The organism is Sinorhizobium glycinis (assembly GCF_001651865.1).
Classification (GTDB): Bacteria; Pseudomonadota; Alphaproteobacteria; order Rhizobiales; family Rhizobiaceae; genus Sinorhizobium; species Sinorhizobium glycinis.
In genome coordinates, this window is record NZ_LPUX01000020.1 from 1 (window position 1) to 2,941 (window position 2,941).

The 2,941-nt window shown below is 54.7% G+C and carries 1 protein-coding gene and 1 pseudogene; both read left to right on the forward strand.

Annotation, left to right across the window (positions count from 1 at the left end; all coding sequences use genetic code 11):
- Positions 1 to 787 (forward strand): annotated as a pseudogene (locus AU381_RS30515) (hypothetical protein); the annotation flags it as partial.
- Between the two features lie 1,076 nt (positions 788 to 1,863).
- A complete protein-coding gene (locus AU381_RS00170; protein ID WP_014858094.1) occupies positions 1,864 to 2,688 on the forward strand; it encodes a glycoside hydrolase family 16 protein in 825 nt (274 codons plus the stop codon).
- The last annotated feature ends 253 nt before the right edge of the window (positions 2,689 to 2,941 follow it).

Below are 2,941 nucleotides of genomic sequence, written 5' to 3' on the forward strand. Positions count from 1 at the left end.
ATTGTGGTCTCCGTTCGTCCTAAGCAAACAAACAGAATCACAACTGGCTGATTTCACTCAACTCTTTTTCGGTCAGGCTCTCAGGCGTCTTGCTAAAAGATACGCGCGGGCCAACAGGGTCTCGCTACACCAAGCTCTCGACTTGCTTGCGGGGGAATTGGGATTCGTTAGCTGGACCAAACTCGTCTCCACCAGCAAAAAGGATTGGATCCCCAGTCCCGAACAGATGGCGAGCGTCGAAGCCATCGTTGAGGGAGCTCTTCCAGCAGATTTTCAGGCTGGGCATCCTGCAGCAATGGCCCACCGCTTGGCGTACCTGGATAACGCCGAACATGGCATGATCGGCGATCACCCATACCGCCTTCAGGTGGCTTTACACGATGTCATCATGGTGGGAGATGGGTGGAGCATCACAGTGCCAGAAAACCCTGGTGCGCGGCCGATCGTCCAGACAGTCACCGAAAATGATGGCAAATGCCCGGTGTTTGAGCTGGAATTCCTCCAGAAAGCACTTAGCCTAGTGAGAGATCGGGCTGCTCGGGTTCGGGGCGAAATCTCCACGGATTGGCCCCGACGGTCCACGAAACCCGACCTCGACGGGGTTGTTCGCCGCCCGTTGTGGGGGCGCGAGTCGGACGCGTGGTTCTGCTTACATTGTAGCGGAAAGATTACCGGTATTCAGATCGCTCAAAACCTCTGGCACTGCCCGGGTGTGGCGCATCGCCCCTCGACATCTTCGACAAGGCCTTCTGGTGTGAAGACGAGGGGAAGTCTCTGCCGTCAGTGAGAACTGACGGCGCCGTTGAGGGTGACAAACCCGATTTCCGGGTTGTCGATGACCGACCCAAACTTGAGTTGAATGGAGAGAAGATCACTCTCCTCATCCGAAGCGCATTGCTAGATGATGCGACGAACATCAGCGAGAAACTGGGCGCGCTTCAGGCTGAAATCACTGTCGAGGACGAGAGTGACGTCTGGATCTCGCTTGAGGAGGATTTGTGGCCGCACGACAAAGAGCCGGTTCAGGCCTTGATTGTAGCGGCACAGCTGGGTCTCGAGGTCGAACTCGAATCGATGTGGTCGACAATACCTTTCCACTGGCCAGGACTGGGTGAGCTAACCTCGAGCACGAGTGAATATACGCATGATGCTGGATGCGTACGCCCAATACGATTCCTTACCAAATAGCAAAACGTAGCCCGTTTGCGACTAACTTTCTCACCGGAAACCTATGCCAGTTGGTTAGTTGGTTGGTCACGATCGCTTTACACCTGTGATCGAAGGGCGACTTAGGCGAATCGTGGTCATCGCGCGGCGATAGTTGCCACGGAGACGGCTACCGTGCAAAATCGACATGAAACGCGGCGCGTGTGCACCGCGGTTCACCTTAGTAGGCCAGATCGGTGATAATCATGTGCACCACGTCCTTTTTGGTGGTGTCCTTGGTGGTTATCTCGTCGGCCCTTTCGGCCACGGTACATGACGGCGATGCGGTCGGTTACTCGCATGACGTCGTCCATGTTGTGCGCGATGTAGACGACCGCGACACCCTGTGATCCAAACCCGTTCAATTCGGTTCCGCTCGCCGTCTATACTGAAAAGAGCATCAACGATCTGCCTGACGTTCTCAGAGAAGCTCACTATTCCGATGCATGGTGGAAGGGCTTCGAGGGTGGCTCGCATCATGAACATTTAAGTGGTTAGACTGTAATCAGCCACTCCATGTCGCGTTGCGGCGCCGCGGCGGTAAACCCTTCGTCTAGCCTTAGGTCGTCGTCATTCCAGCTGTGATATAAGTGCGTCGTCTTTGCCGTCACCCATCCTCTAAACAGAGAGGGTCTGAGTTATGAAGGAAGGCTGGGAATGGTCATTTACAGACAATACAATCTTCTTTGCTTCGCCTTTTTTGTTTTCGCCGCTCCAACAGCCGGCGCGCAAGAAGCTAAGATACCAGAAGGGTATAGACTTGTATGGTCAGACGAATTCGATCGTGCCGGCCTGCCGGATCCCGCGAAATGGGTTTACGATACGGAGGGCAATAAATCGGGCTGGTACAACAACGAGAAGCAATACTATGCGGTAAAAAGACGCAAGAACGGCCGGGGTAAGGACGGTAAACTCATCATCACTGCCCGTAAGGAACGGCTGACGAGCGCATCCGACTACGGCGGACAGAACTACACCTCCGCGCGCCTTATCACACGCGGAAAGGCCGCTTGGGTTTACGGGCATTTCGCAATCCGCGCACGCCTGCCCTGTGGCCGAGGTACCTGGCCGGCATTTTGGATGCTTGGCGCTGATAAAACGCCTTGGCCTGAAAATGGGGAGATCGACATCATGGAGCAGGTCGGCAGTGCGCCAGACAAGATCAAGGGGACAATTCACACTAAGGCAACAGCGCGCACGTTCGGCATCGGGGGTGAAACCGTTCTATCAGACGCGTGCCGTCGCTTCCACATCTATACACTAACCTGGACTCCCACCGCGATTTCCATCGGTGTTAATGGGCACTCCTACTTCACCTACAAGAACCCTCAAGAGGGCAGCAGCAGTTGGCCTTTCGATACTCCCCACTTTCTCCTCTTGAACCTAGCTATTGGTGGCGACATGGCCGGCAAGATTGACGACGCAATCTTCCCGGTTTCAATGGACATTGACTACGTGCGCGTTTACCAAAAAGTCAATTAGCCCGACCGCGACGCGGTGCTTAATCTCCGCCCCCGGCGCCGAAATCAGTAACGCGGCGCAGATCCACACAATATGCAAGCAGCTAGACGCCGCGACACGCGGATAATCCCCACACCTTAGTCTAAAAGAGAGGCGCTAAGCGTCGTACAAACGCTCACCCTAGTGGATGGAATCTAAGAGCCTGACCGAAAAAGAGTTGAGTGAAATCAGCCAGTTGTGATTCTGTTTGTTTGCTTAGGACGAACGGAGACCA